The following is a 24,082-nucleotide window of genomic DNA, read 5'->3' as shown; positions in this document are numbered from 1 at the left end:
ATCAACCTATGAAAACCACTTACATGGCCAAACCAGGTGAAGTGGAACGCAAGTGGTATGTAATAGATGCCAAGGACAAAGTCCTCGGCCGCTTGGCTGCTGAAGCCGCCCGCATCTTGCGCGGCAAGCATAAACCGCAATTTACACCCCATGTGGATACCGGTGATTTTGTTATAATTATTAATGCCGACAAAGTCAGGCTTACAGGTAAAAAATTAAGACAAAAAAAATATTACAGGCACACCGGTTACCCCGGTGGAATTAAAGCCATCGACTATAAAACTTTGTTGCAAAAAAATCCTGAGAAGGCAGTGCGTAAGGCCGTTGAAGGTATGCTTCCCCATAACCGGCTTGGAAGCAGGCTGGCTAAAAAATTAAAAGTTTACCGCGGTTCTGCACACCCGCATGAGGCTCAAAAGCCAGAAGTATGGGAAATGTAAGGAGGTATTGATAAGTGGCCCAAGTACAATTTTATGGCACCGGCCGCAGGAAAAATGCTATTGCCCGGGTATACCTGGTCCCCGGGGAAGGCAAGGTGCTGGTTAATAATAAACCGCTGGAAGAATACTTTGGGCGTAAGACCTTGGAAGTGATGGTACGCCAGCCGTTGAAGGCAGTAGGTGCGGAGGATCGTTTTGATGTCAAGGCCAAGGTTACCGGCGGCGGGAAAAGCGGGCAAGCGGGGGCCCTTTTAATGGGCATTGCCAGGGCCCTGGTAGAAGCCGACCCCAATTTGCGCCCCACGTTGAAAAAGGCTGGATTTTTAACCAGAGATCCTAGAATGAAAGAGCGTAGAAAGTACGGTTTAAAGAAAGCCCGCCGGGCACCTCAATTCTCCAAGCGTTAAAAAAGGAAGGGTCACCCTTCCTTTTTTGTATTATTAAGCCCCCCAACGAGCATAAGCTAAATATGGGAGACCGGAACCACAAATGGGGGTTTTTTTAATGCCTTTATTTTTAAAAACCATAAAGTTAAATAAAAAGTTAATCGTAAAAACAATTTTTATTCTATGTATCCTGGCCTACGGGGCCACGTTTATTATTTCCCGGCTGGAAAACCGGAATATAGATGCCCTGTCCTGGTCAGTGACAAATAAAGTGATCGTAATAGATCCCGGCCATGGCGGCAAAGACCCCGGGGTGGTGGAAGGCGAGGCTGTGGAAAAAGAAATTACCCTGGCAATTGCGAAGAAACTGGCTGTGATACTGGGACAGGCAGGGGCAGTAGTTCTCCTTACCAGAGAAACCGATGAAGAATTAACAAGTCCCGGGGGAAGAAAATTTTCTTCCTGGAAGAGAGAAGACCTCAACACGCGCATTTCTATGGCCAACGAGCGAAATGCTGATTTGTTTCTCAGTATTCATGTAAACAGTTTCCGGCCCGGTCCGGGTGAGCACGGTGCACAGACATTTTCCCAGCCCGGCTCTGAAGAGAGCAGAAAACTGGCCGAAGTCATCCAGGGGGAACTGGTCCGGATACTGGGCAATAATCGCAGGAAAGCCAAGCAGGTGGATTATTACATATTAAGAAATGCCAAAATGCCCGCAGCCATCGTGGAGGTGGGGTTTATTACAAATCCCAGGGAAGGCAAACTGTTACAAGACCCGGAGTACCAGAGCAAGGTGGCTTACGCCATTTATGCGGGCATTGTTAAATATTTCGGGGAATATTCCGGCACTTCAACAGGCTCGATTGATAAAGAAGAGCCCACAGAAGTTTTTTCCCACTCCCCTTCACCAGTTGAGGCGCCTTAGCTGCCGGCCGCAGGCAAAATTTTCCCTTGCCTTTTGATGTCAATAAGTATACAATACCCTTATACAGGAGGGGAATAAGGTGGCTGTATTATCTGCCCGGACAACACGAATGTTCAACATTATGCCGTACATGTGCATGTACGGCTTTTCGTGCTGTCCAAAAATAGATAATACTGCCTTATCCCCATGAGGGCTTTTCCAAGGTGTTGCTTTTATATACCTTTAATACAACCGTAAAGGTGATTTAAATATAAAGCTGCCCTAATGGGGCAGCTTTTATTTTTTATCTTGAAAGGGGGTGACTTGGATGTGGGAAAATCCAAGTTTTGTTCAGGCCGAAGGGCAGTGGCTGGTTTTATCAGACGGGGAAGTGATCGCAATAGGGGAGACTTATGAGGATGTGTTGGATGAGGCCTTTGTGCCGGAAAACAAAAAATAAGACCTGGAATTTTCAATTATATACTTCCAGGTCTATACTTTGAAAGATGCCTATCATTTGAGCACTTTGGACAACTTTTCTATAACTGGAGAGATTGCAATATTACCTTGAACTGCCATTTCCAGGTTAACAGTAACAACCGGTACTGAAATAATTCCATTCTTTATTTGTTCCCATATTTCAGGAAACCTTGCCTGAGCCTTTTCGGTAAAAATATTTACAAATTCAACCTTTACCAGGTTTCCGTATAACTTCTCTATTCTTTTGGCAAAGAGATTAATAATGATATCCAAGGGAACATATTCGGCACAACCCTCCGGGGAGCCGGGCGGCTTTCACCCGGCCCACCCGAATATGTGTATAATTGTTTTTTTCTGCATGTTATACCCCACAATAATATTATAATTAAAATTTAGCAGGTGTAACAGCCTTCTTCGAAATGGCAGAAGATCCCTCCGGAAATTATCAGATTTAACAATATGGGGCGCTGTGGGTTATTTACGCTCGCTTTTCATGTTCCGGAGATTATACTTTTTATCTATACGGGCTACGAAAATAAGGATTTCGGCAACTACTTTATAGAGCGATTCCGGGATCTCAGTTCCCACCCCCAGCTGGACCAGGGTGCGGGCAAGTTCTTCGTCTTTATACACCGGAACATTGTGCTGTTTGGCCAGGTCTTTGATGTACCTGGCCATGTAACCGGTTCCCCCAGCCACCACCACCGGCGCGTTATTCTCTTCCGGGTGATAGCGCAGGGCTGCTGCCACTTCCTTTTCTACCTTTTCCTTGCGGTCTTTTTTCACGGGAATCACCCTTTAATTCACAATTATATACGAAAGGTTCCTCCCCTTACAGTAATTGGTCCGGACACACTGTAAAAACATACTTTTAGCGCGTTACCAGGCAGGGGTTCAGCGGTGAGAAAAAGAATTGTTTGACTGGAAATCTTTGCAGGTGGGAATGAAAAAAATGCGCGAAATTCGGGAGCGGGAACACATCCCTCTGGTGCAACTGGCTTTAATTCAATTGCTGGTATTGGTACCGTCCTATTGTCTGCCGGCCGTCCTCCCCCTGGTGGAGAAACAGTGGGGGATCAGCCATGCGGAGGCCGGGATAATGGTCGCTGCTTTCCAGGCCGGATACATTGCGGCAGCTCTGGTAGCCCTCCCCCTGACCGATCGTATCGACGCCCGTTATGTCTTTACCGGAGGGGCCATTTTATCGGCGGCTGCCCATTTTCTTTTTCCCCTGCTGGCCCAGGGAGCCTTATCGGGCACTTTGTTACGGGCATTGACAGGTGCGGGCCTGGGAGGCATCTACATGCCCGGGATAAAAGTAATTTCCCTGGTCTCCAGTTCCCGCGGCCGGGCAGTGGGTTTTTATGTTTCTTCCTATCTGGTGGGCACCTCCCTTTCCTTTGCCCTTACCGGGGCACTTACCACTTTTTTAACCTGGCGGGAGGCCTATTTCATTCTGGCCGGGATCAGCTTTGGGGCCATTGTCCTTTCTTTCTGGTTGTGGTACCAACCCGGCACCGCCTTTTTCCCATCCCACAGACGCGAAAAAGCCCCGGCGAATAATTCCGGGAAAATTGCAGAGTCCGATTCTGCAATGTCGCAGGTCGGAAGAGGCCAACACAACCTGGCCATGGCCCTGGTTATCCTGGGTTATACCAGCCACATGTGGGAGATGTACGGCCTGCGTTCCTGGCTGGCCCCTTTTTTAACTGCTGTATTCCAGGATCGTTATGCCCAGCCCACCTCGCTGGCGGCTACCCTCACCGCCTTTTCGGTAGTGTTGGGGGCTCCTTCCACCCTGGTCGCGGGATGGTTGTCGGACCGCCTGGGGCGCACCCGCACCGCCTTGGCCATCATGCTCACCAGCGCCGCCTGTTCTTTTGTCTTTGGGTGGTTGCTTGCGGCACCGTTATGGATTTTACTGGTGGTGGGCCTGGTTTACAGCTTTACTGTTACGGCAGATTCACCCATATTTTCCGCGGGGCTGGCGGAAATCGCCCCCCGGGAAAAACTGGGCCGCATTATGGCCTGGCAAACCTTTGTAGGTTATATTGTCGCCACCGCGTCTCCAGCAGTTTTTGGGTTGATTCTTGATTTTTATCCCGGTCCGATCAGCTGGATCCTGGCCTTTTCCAGCCTTGGTGCAGGAGTGCTGGTTGGAGCGGCGCTAATGTTTTGCCTTTCCATTTTGCCGGTAAGCCGGGCTATGGGTGAAAAAATGCGTAGATAAGTGGTTCTTATCTCTCGGGATCCACGATGAAACAGAAAACCCCCTTCCGTAAGGGAAGGGTGATTCATATCTTTTTGTCAACGAACCCGGAAAGATTTGTTTTGGGCAGTTCCCCGGGATTTTTTACATAGATACAGGAAAGATTCACATTATCCCATCCCAGGCGGGCCAGGGACTCCTTCAATTCCGGGAACTTTTCTCGTATAATTTGCACGGTTTGGCTCCTGGATGCCGCACATTTTACGGATAAATAATTTCCCTTTTGCCAAACCAGGAAGCAGAGCTCTCCGAGTTCCGTGGTATTAAGACCTAAAACGATTCGGTACTGTTCTTCGTTATCGCCCTTGTCTCGCTGGTACTCATTCCTGTCAATTATTTGCTTGTAAAATTTAGCTTCGGGGAAAATTTCGGATTTTAGGGGCAGCGGTAGAAAAATAAATTCACTCTGCGGGTCTATACTTTCTTTACCGGTAGTTAACTGGCTCGGGGAAGAGTAGCTGATCCTTACAGGCTGGGTGTTCCTCCGGCCGGCAGAATGGCTTTGAGGGTAATGGGCGGGAGCAGCGGGGTTGGGCTGAACCCGGCTTTCTTGCTTTTCGCTGGCCGGTAGCTGGAAATGATTTGATTTATTTCCCCGGTTTGCTTCACCGGAAAGGAGCAACTGCAACAGTACGGGCAACAAAGTGTTGATTTGCAAAAGGGATCCCTTCTTTTTTCCGGTATATCCACATGCACTGCTAAGTCAAGTATAAACGGAAACCGGTAGCTCTTCAATACATTTGATTTTTTTGTTTTCCCGGGAAATTGCTGGCTCCTGAAAATATGGAGGAATGTGGAAGGAATTGGGCCGTGGAAAAAGAAACCACATGAATATAAGATAAACAGGTCACAATATAATTAGAAGGCGGAGAAAGGGGTGTAATCCATGGCCATAGTATTTTGCGGCATAGCCCCCCACCCTCCCATTGCAGTTCCGGAGGTGGGCCGGGGCCGTGACAGGGAAATAAAGGAAACCCAGAAGGCCATGTTGGAATTGGGGCGGCGGCTAAAGGATAAGGCACCGGAAGTACTGGTGTTCATAACGCCCCACGGGGTGGTGTTTTCCGACGCGGTAGGAGTATATACCTTCAAAAACTATGACGGTAATTTGGGGCGGTTTGGTGCTTTTTCGGTGAGCTTCAATGAGGAAGGTCACCGGCTGAGCCGGGTAATACTGGAAAAAGCATCCCGGGCCGGCATACCGGTGGCGGAGATCAACGAAAGCATTATTAAGCGGGTAAATATGGATGCCCGGCTGGATCACGGGGTTATGGTGCCGCTGTATTTTTTGAAAAAGGCCGGAGTTGAACTGCCCATGGTGGTTATTTCCATGGGGCTTTTACCCTATCATGATTTATACCGGCTGGGGATGTCAATAAAGGAGGCCGCCATGGAAATTGACGGAGGGGTGGCGGTGGTTGCCAGCGGCGACCTCTCCCACCGGCTTACTCCGGATGCCCCTGCCGGGTACGACCCTGACGGGGCCCGGTTCGACCGGGAGGTTGTCAGCCTGGTGGAAAAGGGCGATGCCCGGGGGCTGGCTGCCCTGGACCCGGACTTGGTGGAAAGGGCCGGGGAGTGCGGCCTGCGGCCGATTATAATGGCCCTGGGGGCGGTGGACGGGCTGGAGCTCGAGCCACAGGTGCTCTCATACCAGGGCCCCTTCGGGGTGGGTTACATGGTTGCCGACTTCAGGCCCGGCGAGCCCGCGCCGGAGCGGCAGTTGTTCGAGGCCCTGCGGGAGGCGCAAAGAGAAAAGATAAACAAGCACAGGGAGGGGGAGAGTTCCCCGGTCAGGCTGGCCCGGGAGACCCTGGAGAAATATTGTCGCGGGGAACTGGATAAAAAGGACCTGGATATTCCGGAAGAATTATTAAACAAGCGGGCGGGAGTTTTTGTTTCTATTAAAAAGCACGGCCGGCTGAGGGGATGTATCGGTACCATTCAGCCGGTGCGCGAAAACATTGCCGAAGAAATAATAGAAAATGCCATCAGCGCGGGTACCAGGGACCCCCGTTTCAGCCCGGTTTCGCCGGAGGAGCTGGACGAATTGGAATACAGCGTGGATATTTTGGGAGAGCCGGAACCTGTGGAAAGTTTGGACCAATTGGATCCCAAGGCCTACGGGGTCATCGTCAGTTCCGGGCCGCGCAGGGGGGTGTTGCTGCCCGATCTGGAGGGTATAGATACCGTTGAAGAACAGATATCCATAGCCATGCAAAAGGCCGGCATTGCTCCGGGGGAGGACGTGAAAATAGAACGCTTTAAGGTTGAACGCTACAAATAGGGGTGAGCTCCGTGCGCGAGGCTATGTTTTATGAAAAGGACGACGGCGGTAAAGCCTTCTGCCGGCTGTGTCCCAAAATGTGCAATATAAGGGAGGGTAAGACGGGTTTCTGCCGGGTGCGCAGGAATGAGGGCGGCACCCTTTATACCCTGAATTTCGGAAAGTGTACCGCCCTGGCCCTGGATCCCGTGGAGAAAAAGCCTTTATATCATTTTTGTCCCGGCCACGATATACTCTCCCTGGGGACTTTCGGCTGTAACCTGCACTGCGGTTTTTGCCAGAACTGGCAGATAGCTCATGGAGAGCCTGAGGCCCGCTATCTTTCGCCGGAGCAGGTTGCCGGTTTGGCGGCTAAATATTCCGCTGCCGGGGATTGCGTTGGAGTTGCCTATACCTATTCCGAGCCCTTTGTATGGTACGAGTTTGTTTATGAATCGGCCCGGGCGGTTCGGGACAGGGGGCTGAAGAATGTACTGGTTACCAACGGGTACGTCAGCCCGGAGCCCCTGGAGGAATTGTTACCCTACATTGATGCCATGAATATTGATGTTAAGGCTTTTACCGATGATTTTTATAAAACCACTTGCGCCGGCACGCTAAAACCGGTTTTGCGTACCGTGGAGCTGTCCGTATCCCGGTGCCACGTGGAATTAACCACCCTTTTGGTCACCGGTTTAAACGATTCCGAAGCTGAAATTAAACGGCTGGTGGACTGGGTGGCCGGCCTTGATCCTTCCATACCCCTGCACTTTTCCAGGTATTTTCCCAATTATAAAATGGACCGGGAGCCGACACCCCTGCGCGCCCTGCAAAGGGCCCGGGAAATAGCTTTGGAAAAGCTGGATTACGTATATATAGGCAACGCTCCCCAACTGGAAGGGGCCGATACCCTTTGCCCCGAGTGCGGTGAGGTACTTATAGAACGCACGGGCTACCATACGCGCATTGGGGCCCTGGAAGGGGAAACTTGCGCCAATTGCGGCAAAAATATCAATTTGGTGGTCTGACAGCGGCGGCACCCGGAAGCACGGGTGCCGTAAATTTGTTGCTGGGGAATGTTTACAAAAAAGGAGTGATGACCACCCGGGAAGAACTTTTTAATATTTACCATATTCGGTAATTTACTACCTTTTTATGATTGAAAGGGGGATATAATGGAACAAAAAATTAAACAATTGGCTGACATGCTGGTTAGCAGTAAAAAAACCGTTGCCCTTACCGGCGCCGGTATTTCAACGGAAAGCGGCATTCCGGATTTTCGCAGTCCCGGAGGATTGTGGTCAAAGATAGATCCCATGTATGCTTTTTCCAGTGAAACTTTTATTTACCGGCCCGAGGTATTTTACCGGATAGGGCTGCCTTATCTGGAAAGTATGACTAATGCCGAGCCCAATAAGGCCCATTATGTACTGGCCCGGTTGGAAAAAAGCGGCCTCTTGCACGGCATAATAACCCAGAATGTGGACAGCTTGCACCAAAAGGCGGGCTCTACCGGCGTCCTGGAAGTGCACGGGCATCTTCGTTCAGCCAGCTGTATGGCCTGCGGAAACCAGATAAATTGGGAAACCCTGATTAAAGCAGTAAATGCCGGGCAGGTGCCTGCCCGGTGCGGGGAGTGCGGTGGGGTATACAAGCCCGATGCGGTATTTTTCGGTGATGACCTGACCCCGGATTTTGAAAAGGCAATTCGGGAAGCCAGGGGAAGTGAACTCATGCTGGTTATCGGTTCCAGCCTGGAGGTGGCCCCGGCCAATCTTTTGCCCCAGCTTTGCGGCCGGGTGGCAATAATTAACCTGGAACCTACGGAACTGGATGACCTGGCGGAACTGGTTATTTACGGCAGAAGCGGGGAAGTTTTTACTGCTTTGGAGAAGGAACTGGAGTCCCGCGGCTTATTGGCTGCCACCTGGAATTGATACTTGCACGGTATTTGCTTGTTTTAAAGATATAATTGTATAATACTATGCATATACCAAACTTTTTTGCCGGGGGAGTAGTTATTTTTGGCCAGTGCAAAAACCAAAAGAGTCAAAAAACAAATATATAATCTTTTGGAAAGCGGGCCTGTCAGTCTGTACGAGCTATGTTACCGGCTTGATGCCCCTACCGAGCTTTTAACTGGTGCCCTTCAGTCCATGTCGGCGAAGGGTGAAATAAAAATTGGCCGGGAAGGGGGAAAAGAACTAATTGAGCTGGCCGGCGGGGAGACAGATAAAAGCCAGTTACCTGACGGGCGGTTTGTGGCTTTGCGGGTGGCGGCCTGCAGGTCGCACCTGCGCCAGGAGGTTCGCGAAAAAATCAGGGAAGTTCTTTCCGACGGGGTGCCCCGCTCGGAAGAAGAGCTGGCGGAAATTGTCCCCTTGCACGGGGTAAAACCTGAATCTGTGCCGGATGTGATTGTTTTGCCCGGCGAAAGGTACACCCTGCGAACCGTGGAGGCGGGAAAGGCAGAGCTGGAGCGCAGGAACAGGGAAGCCGCCCTGAAGGCTGAAAAAATACGCCGGCAAAAGGAAGTGTTGGATGACTTGTTAAAGGACGGCGGGCCGGTTTCCGAAGAGGAGCTGCAAAAGGCCCTTAATGAGCCCCTGGAACCTGAGGTCGCCCGCAATCTGGTACTCCTTGCAGGGGGAAGGTATGCCCTGCCGGACAGCCCTGCCGCCCTGGAAGATATAGCTTCTTATATTGCCAGGCGGGGGCCCGTGGGCCGTAAGGAATTTATCCGGATGTTCAAGTCCCATAAAAAGCTGGTTTCTGCAATTCGCAGGGGCGAAGAAACAGAGCCCTTTTTGATATTGCCCGACGGGCGGATAACCGTGGAGCAACACCCCGCGGGGCAAAAGGAACTGCGCCGCCGGAAAGCCGCAGCTGAAATACAGCGTAAATTGGGTAACTTAATGCAGAATCAGGCATTTTTTACCCTGGATGATTTTACCGCTGATCAGAGGGAAATGGCCGGAGAGGAGGCGACGAAAGAAGGTTGTCCCTGGATTGAGTGCGAGGGGCGGATTTTTTGGTGTTCTCCCCGTGAATTTACACCCGGGCAGATGGCCCGGGAATTGGAAGCCTTAACCGGAATAGAATTTCCCGCTAAGGGCAACCCTGCAGTACCCGTTATCTATCTTATGGAAAATTCTTTAAAGCCCGGTGAAGTGGCCCGGAAACTTAACATAAAACCCAACCAGGTTATCAATTTATATCATTCGGGATATTTGCCCGGGTTTCACCTGGAAGGCGCTTTTAGGATCTGGGAGCCTCCCTTAAAATTTCTGCAGGCGGGGGCCGGCCTGGAGAGGGCCCTCAGAAGAACGGAGGAAATAGGATTGCCGGATGCCGCCCGGCTGCTGGGCATTCCCCCGGAAATGGTGCGCAGGCTCGCGCGTGAAGGGTATCTTACCCCTGTACAGAGGGCCGGGGCGGGGAGGCGCCCGGGGCTGGTATTCCGGCGGGGTGACGTGGAAGATTTGCTGGGGGTGGTGCCCCGCCTCAAAGAGAAGTGGGATGCTGCCCGGGCCCGCCGCACCAGGGGAGTGGGGGAGAAGAGAAAACCCTATCGCAGAAAAGAAGAGCCTGCCTGCCCTGAAGGGGGGCCAATTACCCTTGACAGGTTCCAGGTGGAGGCCATTGAGGCACTGGAGGCCGGCAACTCCGTGCTGGTGGCCGCTCCCACCGGTACCGGTAAAACCGTGATTGCAGAAAAAATTGTGGAAAAAGTACTGGCCGAGGGGCGGGAGGTCATTTACACCTCTCCCATCAAAGCCCTTTCCAACCAGAAGTTCAGGGATTTTTCCAGGCTTTACGGCCGGGAAAAGGTGGGCTTGATAACCGGAGACGTGTCCATTAACGAGAGAGCCCCCTTGCTGGTAATGACTACGGAAATTTTCAGGAACTGGTGCTTTTCCAATCCGGAGTGGATGTCCAACATTTCCTTTGTAATTTTTGATGAAGTACATTACCTGGATGACCCGCACCGGGGAACGGCCTGGGAGGAAAGTATCATTTTCGCGCCTCCGCACATTAAAATACTGGGGCTGTCGGCCACCGTACCCAATGTCCATGAATTGGCCGCCTGGATGTCCGAGGTAAGGCAATATCCGGTGGTTGTGGTGGAAGAAAGGGAAAGGGCGGTTCCCCTATCGGTGCGGTGGATTACTTCCGACGGTGAAATACTAAATGAGAGGGAGGCCCGGGAGGAAATAGAAATAAGGCTGGAGAACGACGAAAAGGGCTTTAAGAAAAACTATTGTATACGATAAAAGTATACCGACTATGCCGCTTCCCGGCGGTGCGAAACGACCTGAGTGCTGTGGTAAGTAAGTACCGGTCAGCTGGCAACCTATTTTCAGGACAAAGGAGAGACCCCATTTGAAGGATACTGCACCTTGTGTTGAAATAATAGATGCCATACAAGAAAATTTACCCACCCTGTATTTTGTCTTCAGCAGGGGTAAAGCCGAAGGGCTTGCCGAGGAACTGGGCCGGGAGTGGGATTTTTTGCTGCCCGGAGAAAAGCAGAGGGTGGAACAAATACTCCGCGAGGCCGAGCAAGAGAATCAAAACCTGTTCGGCGGCCGGCGCAGAGGCTTGCGCCGGCTGTTACTTCAGGGGATAGGATACCACCATGCCGGGCTTTCCCCGGCCTTAAAGGAGGTAGTGGAAAACCTTTACGAGTCCCGCCTGATATTCGTGCTCTTCTGTACCGAAACCTTTGCCGTGGGTATTAACTTTCCCGCTGCCAGCACGGTCTTTGATTCGTGCCGGAAGTGGGACGGCGAGAATCACCGCAATCTTATGAACAGAGAATTTTTCCAGATGGCGGGAAGAGCTGGCCGCCGGGGTTATGACAAAGTAGGCAGGGTATACATACATATAGATGATAAGTTCCCCGAGCAGACGGGCTTTTTTGATGAAAGCCGGGTGGAGCCGGTACGGGGAAGGCTTATCATTTCTCCCAATACGGTTTTAAGTCTTTTATGTTGGAAAACCGGCGAGGAAATACAAAAGTTTTTATCCAAAAACCTTGCGGTATATCAGAACCGCAGAGAAATCCAGAAATTGAAAAAGGATATTGAAGCTATAGATTCCCGTGTGAAGGAACTTAATGAACGTTTTTGCCGGGATAGAGATACTCCCACCTGCCCCATGTTTCGCAAGCAGCTTAAAAAGGAGTTAAGAAAATTGCGCCGGAAAAAAAATAAAAAAGAAAATGAATTTCCCGGCAGGATAGGGCAGATAAAGTCCATGCTGGCGGAAAAGGCCAGAAACTGCATGCATCATGTATGCAGCGATGCCCGGGAGGAGATAAGGGCGCTTAAAGAGCAGAAATCCTACCTAATGCGGCGCAATAAAACATTGGAGCGAATGACCACGGATTATCCCAAGGAATTTGACAAAATGGTCCGGTTGCTCAACAGGCTGGGCTACATTGAGGGAAGGGAGCTTTTGCCCCGGGGCAAGTTCGCCCTTTTTGTGCATGTGCAGGAGATCCTGGTAACGGAACTGGTTTTTACGGGCATTATTCACGAAGCGTCGCCGGCGGAGGCGGCCGCCATTCTGGCCGGGGTGGATTATTATCCCGGCCGGGATGAAGTGGTGCTGCCGGGAGAGTATGAAATGGAAGAGGTGGGGGTTTTACTGAGCGAACTGGAAGAAATGGGTGTCCCGGAGTACTTGCGCGTGTGGTCGCCGGTTCCCGGGCCCCTGGCTGAAGCGTGGTACAACGGCGCCACCTTTGAACAGCTCATGGAGAAGTGCAATCTGCACGAAGGGGATATATTTTCCCTCCTGCGGCGGGAAATAGACCTGCTGCGCCAAATGGAGCGGGCCGCCGGGGAAGACAGGGAGTTGAAAGAAAAGCTGCGCAACATTCGCCGGGCCCTGGACAGGGACGAGGTGGCGGTACTGCTGTAATGGTTAACGTATTGAATGCCCCGGGCGCCTGCCCGCCCGGGGCTTTTCCCCGGAAGAACCCGCAGGGCTTTCAGGAATCCGGGCTTTAAAAATTAAACACTTGTTTAATTATTGAACGGGCCAGCGAGATAAGGCCTGTTTTTTTCTGCCTTTTTGCCTGGCATAAAAATTGCTCGCAAAAAATTATAGATTAGATTTATCTGATTATTTGCAATTTAATGAAAGGAGGAATAAACGTTGGTTCCCTACAGGACAATGCTTTTTACGCCCGGCAGTAATTCCGGGCGCATGGAGAAGGCCCTTTCGGCCGGGGCGGATGCCGTAATATTCGACCTGGAGGACGGTGTGGCTCTTTCCGAAAAGGCAAATGCGCGCAGTAATATTGCCAATTCCTTGAAGTTGCCCCGGAAATGTAATGTTTATGTGCGGATCAACGGCCTTGATACAGACCTCTGGCACGAGGATTTAATAACGGCGGTTGAAGGCGGCGCGGACGGCGTTATGCTGCCTAAAGCGGAAAGTGAAGAACAAATCAAGTTCATTGATAAGTTTCTTGCCAGCCTTGAGGCTAAATCGGGGAAGCTCGTCCTTGACCTTATTCCACTGGTAGAGAGCGCGCGGGGGGTAATATTTGCTTTTAACATTGCCTGCGCGGCAAAAAGGGTATCCAGGCTGGCCTTCGGGGCCCTGGATTATACCGTGGACATCGGTACTTCCTTTTCTGGCGAAGGCACCGAATTATTTTACGCCAGGTCGCACCTGGTGAATGCCTCGCGGGCCGCGGGAATCCTGCCCCCGGTGGATACCGTCTACCCGGGCATCAAGGATATAGAGGGGTTTGAAAGGGATCTTTCCCTGGCCAAGCAGCTGGGCATGTTTGGCAAACTGGTAATACACCCCAGCCAGATTGAACCGGCCAACCGGGCATTTACCCCTTCGGAAGAAGAGATTGCATGGGCGCGCCGCGTCCTGTCGGCCTTTGAGGAGGCAGAGGCCGCCGGGCAGGGGGTTGTCCAGGTTGACGGCAAGATGGTTGATTACCCGGTGGCTGACAGGGCCAGGAGAATTTTAAGCCAGGCCGGCGAACAATTTGGGGGAAATTTTCCAAGCCAAGTGTAGCTTGGAAAAGGTAATTTTTCCGTGGAAAAATTACCTCAAACCGAAAAAATAATAACAAATATTGAGTTTTAAAGGAAAGGGAGGGAGCTAGATGGCAAGGTTGTTGGAAAATCTCAGCAAGGAATTGTTAAAGGAAGGGGGCGTGGCTGTTCCCCGGTTCGCGGTAGCCAAAACACCGGAAGAAGCCGGGCGGTTATTCGGCGAATTCAGCGGGGAAGTGGTATTAAAGGCCCTGGTCCCAGCAGGTAAGAGGGGTAAAGCAGGTGCTGTAAAATTTGCCGCCACAGCCCGGGAGGCCGAAGAACAGGCCGCGGAACTCCTGGGCATGACGGTGCACAATTATCCCGTGGAAGCGGTGCTGGTGGAAGAAAAGCTCGATATAGCCAGGGAGCTTTACCTTTCCGTTACCGTAGACAAGGCATGCGGGCAGCCGGTTGTTATCGCCGGTACTGAGGGCGGTATTGATGTGAAGGAAATCAGCAGGCAGTACCCTGAAAAATTGAAGACCTACCCGGTGGATCCCATTCGCGGCCTTGAAAATTACCAGGCCAGGGAAATATGGGCGGAACTGGGCATTAAGGGAAAAGGAATACAGAGCCTGGGAGGAATAACTTTCCGGCTTTACAATATATTCGACCGGTTTGATGCCTACCTCTTGGAGATTAACCCGCTGGTGATTACCAAGTCCGGTGATGTGGTGGCCGCCGCGGCGGTCATGGCGGTTGACGACAGCGCGCTGTACAGGCACCCGGAACTTTCCGGGAAAGTCCAAATGGGCACTGAAAGGGCATGGCGCCCCCTTACGGAACTGGAGAAGCAAATGGTGGCCGTAAATGAATCCGAGCCATACCGGGGCACGGCCCGGTATACGGAAATGGACGGGGGCGACATAGGCTTCATGTGCGGCGGCGGGGGCGGCAGCCTGCTGTTGTTTGACGCCCTGGTCAGGGCAGGGGGCAGACCGGCCAATTATTCGGAGTTTGGGGGAAATCCTTCGGCCGAAAAGGTTTGCGGGCTAACCAAGGGAATTCTCTCCAAGCCCGGGGTTAAGGGACTATTTGTGGCGCAAAATATCACCAACAATACCCAGGTGGACCTAGTGGCCCTGGGGGTAACAAGGGCATTAAAAGAAATGAACATAGACCCGCAAAAATTCCCGGTTGTAGTAAGGGAAGCGGGGGTTAATGAAGCCGAAGCCAGGGAAATATTTGCCAGGGCCGGTATTGAGTATTATGGAGATGAAATTACCATGACCCAGGCGGCCAAGCGCATGGTGGAAAAAATGCGGGAGTTTTATCCGGGATACGGAGACAGGAGGTAGGTTAAATGGCCATTCTTATCGACAGAAATTCAAAGATTTTAATTCAGGGCATAACCGGGCGCGAGGCGTCCATGGTTACCAGGCATACCTTGGATTACGGTTCTCCGGTAATTGCGGGGGTTACCCCGGGCAAAGGCGGCACTGACGTTCATGGTGTTCCCGTTTATAATACCGTCAGGGAAGCTTTAAAAAGGCACGATATCAATACGGCCGTGGTATATGTACCGCCCGCTTTTGTTTACGATGCCGTGGTTGAGGCCGTGGATAACGGTATTAAATTCATCTTTATCGCCACGGAAAATGTGCCCCAGAAAGACGTAATTAAGTTTCTTTACCTTGCCAGACAGAAGGGTGTCAGGATTGTGGGACCAAATTCGGTGGGCATAATCAGCCCGGCGGAAAGGGTGAAAGTGGGGGCAATCGGCGGCGATAACGTGGAGCGGTGTTTTATACCCGGAAGCGTGGGCGTTATCTCCAGGAGCGGCGGTATGACAGCGGAGACGTCGTGGATGGTAAAGCGCGCCGGTTACGGCATCAGTACCGCCGTCAGCATCGGCGGGGACCCGCTGATTGGCTCACCCCCCGTTGACTTATTGAAGTTATTTGAGGCCGATCCCGAAACCCGCGCCGTGGTTACTTTCTCCGAGCCGGGTACCACTTTTGAAGAAGACATGGCCGACTTCATAAAGAGCGGTAAATTTACCAAGCCTTTAATCTCCTTTGTGGCCGGGCGGTTCACCGAAAGCCTGCCCGAGGAAACTGTGTTCGGGCATGCAGGGGCAATTATCTCCGGCGGGGCCGGAAAGCCGTCGCAAAAAATTGAAAGGCTCAGGGAAGCCGGGGCTCTGGTTGCCGATGAATTTGACGACATAATACCTTTGCTGCAAAAGGTACTGGGTTAAAAGGGGATGCCTATGGGAAAGGAAACAACATTATCCCGTCAACTGGCTGAATTTACGGTAAATCTGGAATATGAAAGTTTACCTGCAAGTACGGTACGGCTGGCTGTTTTAAGTTTTCTTGACTGGCTGGGGTCGGGAATAGCCGGCGGAAGGGAACTGCCGGGACAGATTGCAGGGGAAGTGGTTGATGAAGCGGGCGGCAGGCCCCAGGCCACCCTGCTTACAACGGGAGAGAAGACGTCTGCCCTGGGGGCCGCCCTGGTCAACGGTATAAGTTCCCACATTCTCGAGCTGGACGATGTTCATAAAGCATCTATCCTGCACCCTGCCGCAGCTGTTATGCCGGCGGCCCTGGCTGCGGCCGAACTGGTCAAGGCGGGCGGGAAAAAACTGATAGAAGGGATCGTTGCCGGCTACGAAGTGGGGATTCGCATAGGCGAAGCTGTAACCCCAAGCCACTACAGGTACTGGCATACTACCGGTACGTGCGGTACTTTCGGGGCCGCCGCGGCTGCCGGCAAAATACTGGACCTGGGTGTTGGGGAAATGGTTAATGCTCTGGGCAATGCGGGCTCCCAGGCTGCCGGGCTGTGGGAATTTATCGTGGACGGGGCCATGACCAAGCACCTGCATCCCGGAAAGGCGGCCATGAACGGGTTGCTGGCGGCGCTTTTGGCTTTAAGGGGGTTTACGGGAGCAAAGCGCATTTTGGAAGGGGACAGGGGATTTTTCAAAAGCATGGCGCCGGAATACGATGCCGGTAAGGTTACGGCAGACCTTGGAGGCAGGTTTAAAATTGAGGAAAATTGTTTTAAAATTCATTCCTCCTGCCGCCACACGCACTCGTCCCTGGATGTAGTCACCGGTCTAGCCGAAGTAGAAGATATAACACCGGAGGAGATTGTCTCGGTAAAGGTGGGAGTTTATCGTGTAGCTCTTGATATTGCGGGCAACCCCGACCCTGAAACCGTATATGCCGCCAAATTCAGCTTGCCCTTCTGCGTGGCGCTGGGGCTGGTCAGGCGCAGCGCCGGGCTGAAAGATTTCAGCCCGGAAACTTTGAACGACCCGGTTGTCAGGGAGGTTATGAAAAAAATACAAGTTTACGTTGACCCGGAGCTGGATGCAATGCACCCGGACCGCTGGCCGGCAAGGGTAACCATAGAAACCAGCAGGGGTATTTTTAAAGGAGAGACGGATTATCCCAGGGGTGACCCGGAAAACCCGGTTTCCAGGGAGGAACTGGAAAAGAAGTTTTATACACTGGTACAACCGGTACTGGGCGATAAAAGGGCTAGGGGCATTATTAGCGCTGTCGCTGGTCTGCCGGGGATCCGTTCTCCGGAGGAAGTAATGAAGTGGCTTATTTAATTAAGATTATTTAGGAGGGGAATAACATGATTACCCACGACGTGGTAGTGGTGGGCGGCGGCCTGGCCGGCCTTATGGCCGCAGCCACGGCGGCAGGCAGCCTGGATGTGGCTGTTTTGAGCAAACTCTATCCCACCCGCTCTCACAGCGGGGCGGCGCAGGGGGGATTTAACGCTGCCCTCGGTAAAGACGACAGTGTAGGGGCACACGTTTTTGATACGGTAAAAGGCAGTGATTACCTGGGCGACCAGGATGCCATAGAGGTTCTTTGTTCCGAGGGCCCGGAAGTGATCAGGGAGCTGGAGTGGATGGGTGTACCCTGGTCCCGCACCGAAGACGGCAGGGTGGCCCAGCGTTCCCTGGGCGGAGCGGGCTTTCCCAGGGCGTGTTTTGCCGCGGATCTCTCCGGTCACGTGGTTTTGCATACCCTTTACGAGCGCGTGCTGCAGCTGGGAGTAAAAATATATCCCGAGTGGTACTTGCTGGAACTGCTGGTAGAAGACGGGCAGCTAAGGGGCCTTTTTGTTTACGACCTGGCCTCGGGTCGGACGGAAGTCATTAGATGTAAAGCCGCCATTTTGGCCACCGGCGGGTACGGGCGGGCTTTTGCCAAAACCACCAATGCCTTTGCCAGTACCGGCGACGGCATGGCCATTGCCTACCGGGCCGGGGCGAAACTGGCAGATATGGAATTCGTGCAGTTTCATCCCACCACCTTGTACGGGACAAATATCTTAATATCCGAAGCGGCACGGGGTGAGGGAGGTTACCTGTTTAACAACCTGGGCGAGAGATTTATGGCCCGCTATGCTCCCCAAAAAATGGAACTTGCCCCCCGGGACGTGGTTTCTCGGGCCATTTTCAATGAAATCAAGGAAGGCCGGGGAATTGAGGGTAAATACGTGCACCTGGATTTGACCCACCTGGGGGAAGCCAAAATCAAGGAGCGCTTGCCCCAGGTACGCGACCTCTCCCGGCGGTATGCCGGGGTGGACCCGGTGGACAAACCTATACCCATTGAGCCGGCCCAGCACTACAGCATGGGCGGTATCCGCACCGACTTGAACTGCGAAACCAACATAAAAGGCCTGCTGGCCGCAGGGGAGGCGGCCAATGTAAGCGTACACGGCGCAAACCGCCTTGGAGGTAATTCGCTGCTGGAAACAGTGGTGTTCGGGCGGAGGGCTGGACGCCGGGTGGTGGAGACGGTACGGGGAACGGAATGGCCGGAAATTCCCCGCGCGGCACTGGAGCAGGCCCGGGAAAACTGGAGAAATCATTTTGGCACCAACAAGCCCCTTATACCGGGAGATAATGTATTTAAGGTCAGGGAGGAATTGACCCGGACCATGACTGAATTTGTAGGGGTTTTCCGCACGGGGACCGAATTGAAGCAGGCGGTGGATATTATTGCCGGCTTGAAGGAGCGCTATAGCACCCTGAGGGCGGGTCACGGGGAAGGCCCGTTTAACTACGGGTTGATTGAATTTATTGAAGTAGGTTACCTGCTTGACCTGAGTGAAATAATTGCCCGGGCCGCCCTGCGCCGGACTGAGAGCCGGGGGGCGCACTACCGCACGGACTACCCCGCCCGTAACGACCGGGAGTGGCTGCACCACACCATTATCCGGCGCGGGGAAGCAGGCCCGGAATTCAGTTCGGAACCCGTTTCCATAACCAAATACCAGCCTGTTGAGAGGGGGTATTGATTTATGCTAATTAATTTATTAATAGACCGTTTTGACCCCAACCGTGACCGGACCGGTTATAAGCAACAGCTTAAGGTTGAGATCGAGGAAAGCGGAACCGTTCTGGATGCTTTAATCAAGGCCTGGCAGCAGGATCCCGGCATTTCCTTTCGCCGCTCGTGCCGCAGTGCCATATGCGGGTCCTGTGCCATGCTGATTAACGGCGAGCCCCGGCTGGCCTGCCAGACCTTACTTAAGGACGTAGTTGGTCCTGACGACAGTTTGTCCCTGGAACCCATGCCCGGGTTCCGGCGCATAAAGGATTTGGTGGTTGACCTCCAGCCTTTTTTTAACTCCCTGAAGGATATAATACCCTGGGTGTTAACCAGGGCCGATTATAACGGCCTCATGTCGCCTGAAGATGCTGCCAAAATTGAAAACCCGGCTACGTGCATTTTGTGCGGGCTGTGTGATTCCCAGCTGGGTGACGGTCGGGGGATAGGCCCTGCAGCCGTAGTCAAAAATATCCGGCTGGCCCTGGATACCAGGGACATGCTGGGCCTTTTACGCCTGCGGTTAAATCAAAAACACTCTCGGGAAATAGCTGCTTTCCGGGAAAAATTGAAAAAGTGCTGTCCTAAAAAGATTGAGCTGCCGGAGTTAAAGGAGGTATGAAGGTAGATGGATTGTAAAGATTGCAAGGACAGAAAGTGCTATACTGAGGGTAAACGTTGCTTTCCATGGACTGAAGAAATGGAAAAAGCTTACAGCGATCCGGTGAACAAAAAATTGTTATCCACTGCCACGGCACTGGAAGCCAATCATTACATGCAGCTTACCAGGGTGGAGGAAGTTATCAAATTTGCGCAGGAAATGGGCTACGGTACCATCGGTATCGCTCACTGCATCGGGCTGGCCGGGGAGGCCGCGGTTATTGCCGGCATATTAGAAGAATGGTTTGAGGTTAAGGTGGTATGTTGCAAGATATGCGGCAAAAATAAGAAAGAAATGGAGCTGCCCCAAATTAAAGAAGACCGCTATGAATCCATGTGCAATCCGGTGGGGCAGGCTGTTTACCTCAATAAGCAAAAAACGGACTTAAATTTACTTGTGGGCCTCTGCGTGGGGCACGACATTTTGTTTACTAAATATTCCGAGGCCCCGGTTACCACGCTGGTGGTCAAGGACCGTGTTTTGGCCCACAATCCCCTGGGGGCAATTTACTCCCGTTATTATTTAAAAAATAAATTCAAAGTGCCGGGCATTATATAACTGAATTTGTGCCTGGCCAATTATAAAAAATATTTACTAATTGGGAGGGTGATTCTGTGCTGCCGCGTGTTCTTATCACTTCGCCTTACCCCGGCTTTACCAGGCTGGCAGAAAATATCTGTCACGAACTTTCAGTGGAACCCGTTATAATAGAAGCCGTGCTTGAGGATGCTGTGCGGCGGGTGCTGGAAGTGGTTGAGCGGGAGGATATCGAAGTTGTGGTAAGCCGCGGCGGCACCGCTGCTGCTCTCAAGAGCACAGCGCCCGTTCCCGTAATAACAGCCGAGGCAAGCGACTTTGATATTTTACAGGCCCTGTGGGAAGCAAAAAAAATAAGCTCCAGGATTGCCTTTTTAGGTTCTTATTACCACCAGGGAGGATATGATTTTGAGAGCCTTGAGAATATTCTGGGCGTAAGTGTCGGGCAGTATCTTTACCGCAACTTCAAAGAACTTGAGAGCCAGGTTTTGCGCGCCTATGAGGACGGCATGGATGTTGTGGTGGGAGGGGGCCAGCCCGGCGTAAACCTGGCTCAGGCCATGGGCATGCGCGGGGTGCTCATATATTCCAGCCGGCGCAGCATTATTCAGGCTATTGAAAGGGCCAAGGAAGTAATCAGAATTCGCAGGCACGACCGGGAATATACCCAGCGCTTGCGGACGGTGGTAAATTCCGTGGAAGAAGCTGTGGTTTTGGTGGATGAGCAGGAACGGGTAATGTTTGTAAACGAGGTGGCCGGGAGAATTTTAGGCCTCGACGGCAGCAGCGTGGTTAATAAAAAGGTAAAGGATCTAAAAAATTTGCGGCTGGAGAAGGTGTACGGCGACGGGAATACCTGTGACGGGGACCTGCAGGAATTGGACGGTTTGAAAGTGGTTGTCAACCGCATTCCTGTCAAGTCCGAAAGGGAAAATTTTGGAGTTGTGGTTACTTTTCAGGAACTGAGCCGGCTGCAGCAGCTTGAACAGAAAATGCGCCGGGAGATATACCACAAGGGCCTGGTGGCCAGGTTATCCTTTCAAGATATTATAGGTGAGAGCAGGGCAATAAAGGAAGCGCTGGAAACCGCAAAAAAGTACGGTTGTACCGATTCCACCGTTTTAATTACCGGTGAAAGCGGAACCGGCAAAGAGTTATTCGCTCAGGGTATCCACCGGATAAGCCCGCGCAAGGACGGGCCCTTTGTTGCCGTAAACTGTGCCGCCCTGCCCGAGAACCTGCTGGAGAGCGAGTTGTTCGGCTATGAAGAGGGTGCTTTTACCGGTGCCAGAAAGGGTGGCAAGCCGGGGTTGTTTGAGCTGGCCCACAGGGGGACCATTTTTCTCGATGAGATAGGCAAAATACCGATTTCCCTGCAGGGCAGGCTGCTGCGTGTTCTTCAGGAAAAGGAGGTTATGCGGCTCGGTGGGAGCAGGGTAATACCGGTGGATGTCAGAGTGATTGCCGCCACCAACCTGGACCTGCGTGATGCCGTGCAAAAGGGGGATTTCCGCGCGGACCTTTATTACCGGCTAAATGTGTTAAAGCTCAAGCTGCCGCCGCTCCGGGAAAGGGACGGCGATGTCGATCTGTTAACGGATTATTTTATAATGCGCTTTAACCGAAAATTTAGAAAAAAACTGAAGAGCATTCCCCGTGAAATAAGAAACTGGATAAATTCATATCACTGGCCGGGAAACGTGCGTGAGCTGGAAAATTTTATAGAAAGGCTGGTTATACTTTCAGATGGCCAGTCTATAAATCGTGAACTCGCTTGTAAGCTCATAGAAGATGCAGATGAAGGGATTTTGTTATCCAGTTCGGAAGATTTTATTACCGTACAGGTTGGCACACTGGAAGAAATGGAAAGGGAAATTATCAAAAAGATGGATAAAAAAATGGGCTTTAAGAAAAATAAGCTGGCCAAGAGGCTGGGAATCAGCAGAACCACCCTGTGGAAAAAGTTAAACGACCTGGACTTTAATCCGGAAGTTTGATTTACCCTGGAGGAGATTTAGGTGGGTTTTTCAGTACAGCAGGTGGAAGTGGATGCCGATGTGCTGGTTATAGGAGGGGGCCTGGCGGGCTTGATGTCTGCCATTGAGGCGGCGCGCACAGCCAGAAGGGTTGTAGTGGTGACAAAGGGGAGAGTGGGAAAAAGCGGGAACACCATTATGGCCCGCAATGGAATGGCCGCCGTACTGGAAGAGGGTTTTGACGGGGATTCCGCGCAGCGGCACGCGGCAGATACCCTTGCGGCAGGGGGATATATAAATAATCCGGGCATGGTTAAAGTTTTTGCCGAAAAGGCAGGTGAGGCCGTCAGGCGCCTGCTGGACCTCGGGGTACCTTTTTTGCGGGAAAACGGGAGCCTGCTCAGGAAGGGTTCGCCGGGGCATTCCTGCAGGCGATTTCTTACCGTTGACGGCAGTTCAATCAAGTCTCCCCAAATACGGGGGCTGGCCCTGACCCTTCCCCTTGCCCGGGAGGTTGTCAGGCTGGGGGTTCGTCCCGTTGAAGGGGTAATTATAACTGACCTGGTAAAATATGGGGGCAGGGTTGCCGGTGCCCGGGGTTTGGATAGAAAAGAAAGAAAAGTATGGGTATTCCGGGCCCCTGCCGTAATCCTTGCCTGTGGCGGTGCAGGAGGGCTTTATCCCCTGACCACCAACACCGCTGATGTGACCGGTGACGGTTATGCCCTGGCCCGTATGGCCGGGGCCCGGCTCAGGGATATGGAATTCGTCCAGTTTCATCCGGCTGTGGCCCTGGGGCCGCCGAGGATGGTAATGTCTACCGCCCCCTTTGCAGACGGTGCCGTTTTGCGGAATAAAAACGGGGAAAGATATATGGCCCGCTATTCCCCACACATGGAGATGGTCACCAGGGACGTCGTGGCCAGGGCAAGTTTTGTCGAAATAAATGCGGGAAGGGGTACTGAACGCGGGGGCGTATTCATGGATTTTACCTCTATTCCGGCGGAGGTTATGCGGAAAAAGTACGGTGATTTAAAGGATTATCTTGAGGACAGACAGGTGATTGAAGTGGCCCCCGCCATGCATTTTATGATGGGGGGCGTGGCAGTGGATGAGGCGGGCCGCACCACCCTTGCCGGCCTGTACGCGGCGGGAGAGACGGCCGGGGGCCTTCACGGCGCCAACCGCCTGGCAGGTAACGCCCTAACGGAGGCAGCCGTATTTGGGATGATTGCCGGCAGGGAGGCCGCCCTGGAGGCAAAAAGGGCCGGAAGCATGCCGGAGATACCTTTGGAGCCGGTTTTGCCCGGGAACGTTAACAACAGTGATGGTGAGGCCCTTACCGCAGGCGCGATAAGGAAGACTTTAAGAAAAATAATGGGTGAAAAAGTGGCCTTGGTGCGCCGGGGTGCTGAATTGGAAGATGCCGTGCAGGCAATAAAGGATCTGAAGAGACAGCTTTCCTGTTTAAAAATCGAAGATTGGCACGAGCTCATAGAATATCACCAGGTGCTACTGATGCTTGAGACGGGGGAGGCAATTGCCGAAGCCGCCCTGGCGAGAAAAGAGAGCCTGGGTGCGCATTACAGGGAAGATACTTAAAAATACATCTACCGCAGTCCCGCGCTTTTAAGCACGGGATTTTTGTTGCCCGGATTCTGCTTTTTATTGGTATAGGTTCATTTTTTAAACGAGTGAAAAAGCCAAATCAACGAGGAAAACCGGGGAACCGGTTGAATTATATAAAAAAGGGGGTAATTTATTGGGGAAAGAGGGGA

22 protein-coding genes are annotated in these 24,082 nt (G+C 52.2%); 19 read left to right on the top strand and 3 right to left on the bottom strand.

What is annotated here, in order from left to right:
• Window positions 1-8 precede the first annotated feature (8 nt).
• The 4 genes from rplM (at window position 9) to ACX4JR_RS15170 (ending at window position 2,193) form a co-directional block, all read left to right on the top strand.
• Window positions 9-440 (top strand): 50S ribosomal protein L13, encoded by a 432-nt coding sequence (gene rplM, locus ACX4JR_RS15185; protein ID WP_476058848.1) that lies wholly within the window; start codon window positions 9-11, stop codon window positions 438-440.
• A gap of 14 nt (window positions 441-454) precedes the next feature.
• On the top strand, window positions 455-847 hold the full coding sequence (rpsI, locus tag ACX4JR_RS15180; RefSeq protein WP_476058847.1) for a 30S ribosomal protein S9: 393 nt from the start codon (window positions 455-457) through the stop codon (window positions 845-847).
• Between the two features lie 97 nt (window positions 848-944).
• A complete protein-coding gene (locus ACX4JR_RS15175) occupies window positions 945-1,754 on the top strand; it encodes an N-acetylmuramoyl-L-alanine amidase (protein WP_476058846.1) in 810 nt (269 codons plus the stop codon).
• A gap of 307 nt (window positions 1,755-2,061) precedes the next feature.
• Complete coding sequence (locus ACX4JR_RS15170; RefSeq protein WP_476058845.1) at window positions 2,062-2,193, top strand: DUF5678 domain-containing protein; 132 nt, start codon at window positions 2,062-2,064, stop codon at window positions 2,191-2,193.
• A gap of 53 nt (window positions 2,194-2,246) precedes the next feature.
• On the opposite strand, the gene ACX4JR_RS15165 is transcribed toward ACX4JR_RS15170, so the two are convergent.
• The gene (locus ACX4JR_RS15165) at window positions 2,247-2,486 is read right to left on the bottom strand and encodes a hypothetical protein (RefSeq protein ID WP_476058844.1); all 240 of its coding nucleotides are present in this window, start codon (window positions 2,484-2,486) and stop codon (window positions 2,247-2,249) included.
• 201 nt (window positions 2,487-2,687) lie between these two features.
• A complete protein-coding gene (locus ACX4JR_RS15160; protein WP_476058843.1) occupies window positions 2,688-2,999 on the bottom strand; it encodes an EscU/YscU/HrcU family type III secretion system export apparatus switch protein in 312 nt (103 codons plus the stop codon).
• A gap of 166 nt (window positions 3,000-3,165) precedes the next feature.
• On the opposite strand from ACX4JR_RS15160, the gene ACX4JR_RS15155 reads away from it, so the two are divergent.
• The gene (locus tag ACX4JR_RS15155) at window positions 3,166-4,443 is read left to right on the top strand and encodes an MFS transporter (RefSeq protein ID WP_476058842.1); all 1,278 of its coding nucleotides are present in this window, start codon (window positions 3,166-3,168) and stop codon (window positions 4,441-4,443) included.
• A gap of 64 nt (window positions 4,444-4,507) precedes the next feature.
• On the opposite strand, the gene fliK is transcribed toward ACX4JR_RS15155, so the two are convergent.
• Complete coding sequence (gene fliK / locus ACX4JR_RS15150) at window positions 4,508-5,140, bottom strand: flagellar hook-length control protein FliK (RefSeq protein ID WP_476058841.1); 633 nt, start codon at window positions 5,138-5,140, stop codon at window positions 4,508-4,510.
• A gap of 228 nt (window positions 5,141-5,368) precedes the next feature.
• Here fliK and amrA point away from each other — a divergent pair, with 228 nt between their 5' ends.
• From amrA to ACX4JR_RS15080, 14 genes are all read left to right on the top strand, one after another.
• Entirely contained in the window at window positions 5,369-6,769 is a 1,401-nt protein-coding gene (gene amrA, locus ACX4JR_RS15145) for an AmmeMemoRadiSam system protein A (RefSeq protein ID WP_476058840.1), read from the top strand.
• A gap of 11 nt (window positions 6,770-6,780) precedes the next feature.
• Complete coding sequence (amrS, locus tag ACX4JR_RS15140; RefSeq protein WP_476058839.1) at window positions 6,781-7,776, top strand: AmmeMemoRadiSam system radical SAM enzyme; 996 nt, start codon at window positions 6,781-6,783, stop codon at window positions 7,774-7,776.
• 147 nt (window positions 7,777-7,923) lie between these two features.
• Entirely contained in the window at window positions 7,924-8,685 is a 762-nt protein-coding gene (locus tag ACX4JR_RS15135; RefSeq protein WP_476058838.1) for an SIR2 family NAD-dependent protein deacylase, read from the top strand.
• 87 nt (window positions 8,686-8,772) lie between these two features.
• Window positions 8,773-11,022 carry a DEAD/DEAH box helicase gene (locus ACX4JR_RS15130; protein WP_476058837.1) on the top strand — a complete coding sequence of 750 codons (2,250 nt, stop codon included), beginning with the start codon at window positions 8,773-8,775 and terminating at the stop codon, window positions 11,020-11,022.
• A 109-nt stretch (window positions 11,023-11,131) separates the two neighbouring features.
• Complete coding sequence (locus tag ACX4JR_RS15125; protein WP_476058836.1) at window positions 11,132-12,676, top strand: helicase-related protein; 1,545 nt, start codon at window positions 11,132-11,134, stop codon at window positions 12,674-12,676.
• A 237-nt stretch (window positions 12,677-12,913) separates the two neighbouring features.
• Entirely contained in the window at window positions 12,914-13,795 is an 882-nt protein-coding gene (locus ACX4JR_RS15120; RefSeq protein ID WP_476058835.1) for an HpcH/HpaI aldolase/citrate lyase family protein, read from the top strand.
• A gap of 91 nt (window positions 13,796-13,886) precedes the next feature.
• Window positions 13,887-15,116, top strand: a complete 1,230-nt coding sequence (locus ACX4JR_RS15115) for an ATP-grasp domain-containing protein (RefSeq protein WP_476058834.1) — start codon at window positions 13,887-13,889, stop codon at window positions 15,114-15,116.
• 5 nt (window positions 15,117-15,121) lie between these two features.
• Window positions 15,122-16,018, top strand: a complete 897-nt coding sequence (locus ACX4JR_RS15110) for a succinate--CoA ligase subunit alpha (protein WP_476058833.1) — start codon at window positions 15,122-15,124, stop codon at window positions 16,016-16,018.
• 6 nt (window positions 16,019-16,024) lie between these two features.
• On the top strand, window positions 16,025-17,389 hold the full coding sequence (locus tag ACX4JR_RS15105; RefSeq protein WP_476058832.1) for an MmgE/PrpD family protein: 1,365 nt from the start codon (window positions 16,025-16,027) through the stop codon (window positions 17,387-17,389).
• A gap of 26 nt (window positions 17,390-17,415) precedes the next feature.
• Window positions 17,416-19,098 carry an FAD-dependent oxidoreductase gene (locus ACX4JR_RS15100; RefSeq protein WP_476058831.1) on the top strand — a complete coding sequence of 561 codons (1,683 nt, stop codon included), beginning with the start codon at window positions 17,416-17,418 and terminating at the stop codon, window positions 19,096-19,098.
• 3 nt (window positions 19,099-19,101) lie between these two features.
• Window positions 19,102-19,752 (top strand): succinate dehydrogenase/fumarate reductase iron-sulfur subunit, encoded by a 651-nt coding sequence (locus ACX4JR_RS15095; RefSeq protein ID WP_476058830.1) that lies wholly within the window; start codon window positions 19,102-19,104, stop codon window positions 19,750-19,752.
• Window positions 19,753-19,758: 6 nt separating this feature from the next.
• Window positions 19,759-20,349 carry a DUF1847 domain-containing protein gene (locus tag ACX4JR_RS15090; protein ID WP_476058829.1) on the top strand — a complete coding sequence of 197 codons (591 nt, stop codon included), beginning with the start codon at window positions 19,759-19,761 and terminating at the stop codon, window positions 20,347-20,349.
• A 56-nt stretch (window positions 20,350-20,405) separates the two neighbouring features.
• Window positions 20,406-22,325, top strand: coding sequence for a sigma 54-interacting transcriptional regulator (locus ACX4JR_RS15085; protein ID WP_476058828.1), 1,920 nt, complete (start codon window positions 20,406-20,408; stop codon window positions 22,323-22,325).
• 21 nt (window positions 22,326-22,346) lie between these two features.
• A complete protein-coding gene (locus ACX4JR_RS15080; protein WP_476058827.1) occupies window positions 22,347-23,906 on the top strand; it encodes an L-aspartate oxidase in 1,560 nt (519 codons plus the stop codon).
• Window positions 23,907-24,082: the final 176 nt, after the last annotated feature.

The organism is Desulfofundulus sp. JL263-se (genome assembly GCF_056316025.1).
This window is presented reverse-complemented; position numbering and strand designations above follow the sequence as displayed.

Bases quoted from the DNA above. Each gene is read 5' to 3' on its own strand.
- ACX4JR_RS15105 (WP_476058832.1), top strand. From the start codon at position 16,025: ATGCCTATGGGAAAGGAAACAACATTATCCCGTCAACTGGCTGAATTT.
- ACX4JR_RS15170 (WP_476058845.1), top strand. From the start codon at position 2,062: ATGTGGGAAAATCCAAGTTTTGTTCAGGCCGAAGGGCAGTGGCTGGTT.
- amrA (WP_476058840.1), top strand. From the start codon at position 5,369: ATGGCCATAGTATTTTGCGGCATAGCCCCCCACCCTCCCATTGCAGTT.
- rplM (WP_476058848.1), top strand. From the start codon at position 9: ATGAAAACCACTTACATGGCCAAACCAGGTGAAGTGGAACGCAAGTGG.
- ACX4JR_RS15155 (WP_476058842.1), top strand. From the start codon at position 3,166: ATGCGCGAAATTCGGGAGCGGGAACACATCCCTCTGGTGCAACTGGCT.
- ACX4JR_RS15115 (WP_476058834.1), top strand. From the start codon at position 13,887: ATGGCAAGGTTGTTGGAAAATCTCAGCAAGGAATTGTTAAAGGAAGGG.
- ACX4JR_RS15175 (WP_476058846.1), top strand. From the start codon at position 945: ATGCCTTTATTTTTAAAAACCATAAAGTTAAATAAAAAGTTAATCGTA.
- ACX4JR_RS15110 (WP_476058833.1), top strand. From the start codon at position 15,122: ATGGCCATTCTTATCGACAGAAATTCAAAGATTTTAATTCAGGGCATA.
- ACX4JR_RS15135 (WP_476058838.1), top strand. From the start codon at position 7,924: ATGGAACAAAAAATTAAACAATTGGCTGACATGCTGGTTAGCAGTAAA.
- ACX4JR_RS15095 (WP_476058830.1), top strand. From the start codon at position 19,102: ATGCTAATTAATTTATTAATAGACCGTTTTGACCCCAACCGTGACCGG.
- ACX4JR_RS15090 (WP_476058829.1), top strand. From the start codon at position 19,759: ATGGATTGTAAAGATTGCAAGGACAGAAAGTGCTATACTGAGGGTAAA.
- ACX4JR_RS15100 (WP_476058831.1), top strand. From the start codon at position 17,416: ATGATTACCCACGACGTGGTAGTGGTGGGCGGCGGCCTGGCCGGCCTT.